The organism is Sulfuricurvum sp. RIFOXYD12_FULL_44_77, from assembly GCF_001830725.1.
Taxonomy (GTDB): domain Bacteria; phylum Campylobacterota; class Campylobacteria; order Campylobacterales; family Sulfurimonadaceae; genus Sulfuricurvum; species Sulfuricurvum kujiense_A.
This window is the reverse complement of sequence record NZ_MIBU01000241.1, coordinates 1-4,223: the sequence shown is the minus strand read 5'-3', so window position 1 is coordinate 4,223 and position 4,223 is coordinate 1. Positions and strand designations below refer to the sequence as shown.

Annotated in this window: 6 protein-coding genes and 2 pseudogenes; all 8 read right to left on the bottom strand. The window is 40.9% G+C overall.

Annotation, left to right across the window (positions count from 1 at the left end):
- Nucleotides 1-188: pseudogene (locus A2517_RS08585) on the bottom strand (phosphate permease); the annotation flags it as partial.
- 113 nt (nt 189-301) lie between these two features.
- A complete protein-coding gene (locus A2517_RS08580; protein WP_294896094.1) occupies nt 302-835 on the bottom strand; it encodes a peptidylprolyl isomerase in 534 nt (177 codons plus the stop codon).
- Nucleotides 835-1,239 (bottom strand): peptide-methionine (R)-S-oxide reductase MsrB, encoded by a 405-nt coding sequence (gene msrB / locus A2517_RS08575; protein WP_294896093.1) that lies wholly within the window; start codon nt 1,237-1,239, stop codon nt 835-837. Before msrB ends, A2517_RS08580 begins: the two co-directional genes overlap by 1 nt.
- On the bottom strand, nt 1,217-2,695 hold the full coding sequence (locus A2517_RS08570) for a hypothetical protein (protein ID WP_294896091.1): 1,479 nt from the start codon (nt 2,693-2,695) through the stop codon (nt 1,217-1,219). The genes msrB and A2517_RS08570 overlap by 23 nt, the downstream gene beginning before the upstream one ends.
- A 154-nt stretch (nt 2,696-2,849) precedes the next feature.
- The gene (locus A2517_RS08565; protein WP_294896090.1) at nt 2,850-3,134 is read right to left on the bottom strand and encodes an HU family DNA-binding protein; all 285 of its coding nucleotides are present in this window, start codon (nt 3,132-3,134) and stop codon (nt 2,850-2,852) included.
- A 107-nt stretch (nt 3,135-3,241) separates the two neighbouring features.
- Complete coding sequence (locus A2517_RS08560; protein ID WP_294896088.1) at nt 3,242-3,487, bottom strand: hypothetical protein; 246 nt, start codon at nt 3,485-3,487, stop codon at nt 3,242-3,244.
- Entirely contained in the window at nt 3,484-3,729 is a 246-nt protein-coding gene (locus A2517_RS08555; RefSeq protein ID WP_294896096.1) for a helix-turn-helix transcriptional regulator, read from the bottom strand. The genes A2517_RS08560 and A2517_RS08555 overlap by 4 nt, the downstream gene beginning before the upstream one ends.
- Before the next feature lie 282 nt (nt 3,730-4,011).
- Nucleotides 4,012-4,223 (bottom strand): annotated as a pseudogene (locus A2517_RS08550) (hypothetical protein); the annotation flags it as partial.

Here is a 4,223-nt window from a genome sequence, read left to right as displayed (position 1 = left end):
CCTACACTGGTACCGAATGAATTGGCGACATCGTTACCGCCGATATTGAATGCCATAAATACCCCAAAGAGGGTAGCTAATACAAAAAGGGTGTAGTTATTTTCGAGATAGTTAAATCCCCACACCATAAAAATAGTGGTCATAAGGATAAAAATACCGCCGAAAAAGAGGTTGTCGCGAGAGAACATGAAAGCTCCAAGTGTAATATAACCGCAATTATATTACAGAACAGCTACGAATAGATTACAAAATGGTTACAAATAGCAAAAGTAGGGTAATTTGCCCCCAAAGGGGAAAATATTTAAGGTAGAAGAGTAGCTTTAATGATTTTTTGGGTTTGCAAAGGTTTGTCACCGTTGCGTTGACCGTTAGTTTGGACATTGTTGAGTTTACCGATAGTATCCATACCGGAAATGACACGGCCGAAAATAGTGTGATAACCGTTCAGCCACGGAGTAGGCGCGGTTGTAATGAAAAACTGGCTTCCATTGGTTTTGGGACCCGCATTGGCCATCGCTAAAACACCGGCTTTGTCAAAAACGATACCCGATTTAAACTCATCTTTAAACGGTTTTTTCCAGATCGATTCTCCCCCCATTCCGGTACCGGTAGGGTCGCCCCCTTGGATCATAAAGTTTTTGATGATACGGTGAAACATCAATCCGTTGTAATAGCCGTTTTTGACGTGAGTTGTAAAGTTCTCTACCGCCATAGGTGCAACATTCTCATAGAGTTCAAGGGTAATAGTCCCTTGAGTCGTTTCTAACGCGACACGGGGATGCCCCGCGGCAAAACTGAGGACGGATGTAAATAATAAGGCAAAGATAAGGCGCATTAAGACTCCTGTGAACGTGGTGTAAAATTGAGACAAACCGAATTGATACAATAGCGTAATCCGGTCGTTTTTGGTCCATCTGGGAAAACATGACCCAAATGAGCATCACACGAAGCGCATGTTACTTCAACTCGAACCATTCCGTACGTGGAATCACGGTGTTCTTCAAGTGCATCTGGGGTGATGGGACGGTCATAACTAGGCCATCCTGTACCGGAATCGAATTTAGCGGAGGAATCAAACAGCGGTGCCCCGCAGCAGACACAACGGTAGATACCATCCCCTTTGAACGCGGCATATTCTCCGCTAAAGGCTCTCTCGGTTCCATGCTCTCGTGCGACGTGGTACGCTTCGTCGGAGAGTAGCTCTCGCCACTCTTCATTACTCTTCACTATTTTGGTCATTGTTTTCTCGTTTCGGATTTGAACTAGAGATTATAGTCGCACATTCTGACGCACGGCTTAGCGGATAGGTGTAATTTTTTTCTTCATCGGATAGTATGCAGTAGACAAAGGGGATATGCAGTCCATGGGAATTTTCAGAGGTAGTGAGGATGAGATCATCAAGATTTTGGTATTGTAAACTAAATTCTTTGCTCAGTATTCGGGTATTGATATCGAAATATTCATCTATCGCTTCTTTGTACTCTGCGAGATGGGTATCGTTTGGAACGATAACCATAACTTTATCTGCAGAGGTAGTCTGCAAACGTGTACGCAGTTCCAGCAGCAATGTAAGAAGAACATTTTTTCCAGACGCCGGAACTTTTGTGTAGATAATATTTTTTTGATAATTATTGTGAAGGATATACGCAGAATCACTTAGCGGCTTGTATTGATTGTACATAGAGAGGAGTAACCACCGTTTTTCTCGGTGTTCTATGAGGGAGTCTATGAATGGTTGTTCCATTGTGTAGGCATCATCGCATAATATTATAGAGGCAGTTTGAAAACTTTCAAGCTCCTCAATGGTTTCAGCACTGAGGGGAGTACAGAAGCTTAGCGAGGAGAGATCGATTTTAAGCGCACCGTATTCGATTAAAGAGACCAACTCATTGCGGAGGATTTCCCCACCGATAAGGGTAGGGGTTATGATGAGAATTTTTTCTTTTGGATTATACAGAAGTGAAAACAGTGCTTTACGAATGATGAGGGTACTTTTGCCGCTGTAGTGTTCGCCAAAAAGGGTGGTGATGGTATCTGTATAATCGGTTTCAAGAAAAGTTTGCTGCTCATCCGAGAGAAAATCACCATAGGGCTTCTCCTCTGTGGGGAGAAGAAGTGTATGGGATTGGAGTGAGCCGATAATTTTGAGTGTGGAATAAGGCTCCTCTCTCTTCGGTGCCAAAGCATTTAATTTTTGGTGAATCGATTCTTGTGAGGAATCGCTGAATATGAGGCGCCCTTTAGGGAGAAGTTCATGAAAAGTGGAATCCAATGAATCAAAATCTTCTTCGCTTAAGCAATTCATCCAAAAAAAACGTTCGCATACGGTTGAATCAAACGAGAGTATATCTTCGAGTTTACGGCGAATAGCCGTTTCGGTCATTTCTAAATGGGTTGAAGACGTTTTTTTACTTTTCTTAGAGGAGCGTTCAATAGTCGCACCTCGGAGCTCTTCAAGGCTCCAAGAGAGTTTTTCTCCAAAAAGGAGCCCTCTATCGGGAAGAAAGAGTAATAGATCGATAACGGTGCGACTCTCTTGGTAAAAAAGATTAAAAGTATCAAAAAAGAGACCTTTTTCTTCATGAGCTAGTAGGCGGAAGAGCTCTTTTTGGGTAGTATCATCACAAGAGGGTTCTGTTTGATCATCAGAGAGAGACTGTTTAGGGAAAAAACGGTTAAAGAAAGAGAAAAACACCTATGCCCTCTAAGTAGGAAGATTGCGTTATGGGGATAACACGGTTGATTCTAAGTAACAATTATAACCGAATTGTAATGTAAAAAGAAAACAGAAGAATTTAATGAAGAAGAGAAATAAGCTGAGGGCAAACCCTCAGCATATTAAGGGGTGATTATTTGCCAGCTTCTACGCTGTCTTTAAGGCTTTTGCCCGGTTTGAATTTAGGAACCATTTTATCAGCTGTGCTGTAAGTTTTGCTAGTTCCTGGAACTTTACCGCTTTTCCCTTTTTGAAGAGTAGATGTAAAGCTTCCGAATCCTACCAAAGAAACCTCTTCTTTTGCAACGAGTGCTGCAGTTACCGCTTCAGTGAAAGCTTTAATAGCTGTTTCAGCTTCAACTTTAGTTTTGTAACTACCGCTTTTTTGAACCAATTCTACGAATTGCGCTTTATTCATTTATTGCCCTTAATTTAGATATGCGAATAACACTTAAAACACCCCCTACACACGAGCACGTAAGGGGGAAAAATGTTTTAGCCGCGAATACTTTAATATCTCTTACCTTAAAATTTTCTTCTTTTTTGTATTTTATTGAATAGTTTTGTTATTTTGTGGTTTTTAAGGCCGTTTTTTAGCCATTTTTTCGAATGTTGAGCAAACGCAAGAGGCGATACAAGGTTTTTTGTATCGAAATCAACAGAGAAATTTTTACTCCAATCAGACAATTTTTGGACAAAATTTTGGGAAGATGAGATGGATAAAAATACATCTTCCAATCCGATACGCTCTTGTTCACTCAAACTGCTCATGATATACGTCCTAACTTATTAATTTTTCGCACAACCCGAATAATCTCATCATCCTCTAGCATCCCCAGCATCTCTAAAACAGCTTTGGCAGCTTGAGGTTTAGCGTTTCCCAATCGCCAATCTTGATACGTTCGCATAGAAATGCCCAGCTCTGATGCCATCTCTTTTTGGGATATCTTCTTCCCGTTACGCCCAGCCTCTACGGCATTATGAAGAAGATTAAAGAGGTCACTCATTTCCATCGCTCCATTGTAATATTCTTTTCTTAAAATAAACATTAAACCGTATAGTATATATTTAAAACTACGTAAAAATAGTTGAAATAAGTATATAAGTAACAGTATCATCTACATAGCATAAACTATACCAAGTATAAACATATTTAAAACGTATTAAATATACGGAAAACCGTATTATGTTGGCGCTGAAAATAGGGATGTTAACCGGTAGAAAAAAAATGGTTCGAAGATATCGGGATTTAAGAGAGGGGTGGGAGTGTTTGGTTTAGGAAAGGGGGTTACCCCTTATGAGAGAAAATCGGTGTAATCGTATTTGGAGAGGTCGACGTAGAATTCTCCCTCTTTTTGGATAATACGGATATCGCTTCCATACGCGAGCTCAAAACGGCGCTTTACCGCTTTACGCTCATCTGAGCCCATTCCGATAAACTTGAGATACCGTTTAAGTTCGATAATACCGCTGGAGAGTGAGGGGGGAACAGGCGCTGATGCGGTGA

Bases quoted from the DNA above. Each gene is read 5' to 3' on its own strand.
- A2517_RS08580 (WP_294896094.1), bottom strand. From the start codon at position 835: ATGCGCCTTATCTTTGCCTTATTATTTACATCCGTCCTCAGTTTTGCC.
- msrB (WP_294896093.1), bottom strand. From the start codon at position 1,239: ATGACCAAAATAGTGAAGAGTAATGAAGAGTGGCGAGAGCTACTCTCC.
- A2517_RS08565 (WP_294896090.1), bottom strand. From the start codon at position 3,134: ATGAATAAAGCGCAATTCGTAGAATTGGTTCAAAAAAGCGGTAGTTAC.
- A2517_RS08560 (WP_294896088.1), bottom strand. From the start codon at position 3,487: ATGAGCAGTTTGAGTGAACAAGAGCGTATCGGATTGGAAGATGTATTT.
- A2517_RS08555 (WP_294896096.1), bottom strand. From the start codon at position 3,729: ATGGAAATGAGTGACCTCTTTAATCTTCTTCATAATGCCGTAGAGGCT.